Raw genomic sequence first — 342 nt, forward strand, 5'->3', positions numbered from 1 at the left:
CTGGCGTTGCTGCATCATGCAGCCTTAGTCGCTGAGCGGGAACCGATGTGCGATTATCTTTCGTGGCTCACCGCGGCGTACCAATACCACCTGTTGCTGGGTGATCCGAAGCTGAAAGAGGCTAGTGTCAACTTTCCCGCCATTGTCGAAAGCCTTCGACCGCCCGGTGCCATTCCTCCCACGTCCCGGTTATCGGATATGTATCTGCGTGCCTCCTTCCAGCAGGAACTATCCGATCAGGTTCCGGAGTCCCTACAAGTTGCGGTGTCATTGGGAGATGTCTTTGCGGAAGAAAAAGACGGTAAGCCCGCATACGAGAAGTTTCTGATCGTGCTGGATCAG

Annotated in this window: 1 protein-coding gene; it reads left to right on the top strand. The window is 55.0% G+C overall.

Features of this window, described 5'->3' with window-relative positions; all coding sequences use genetic code 11:
• A partial coding sequence (locus SB816_RS30365; protein ID WP_410548038.1) for a hypothetical protein occupies nucleotides 1-342 on the top strand: 342 nt, incomplete at both ends.

It is taken from the genome of Achromobacter sp. SIMBA_011, from assembly GCF_046535435.1.
In the GTDB taxonomy this organism is placed as follows: domain Bacteria; phylum Pseudomonadota; class Gammaproteobacteria; order Burkholderiales; family Burkholderiaceae_B; genus Achromobacter; species Achromobacter dolens.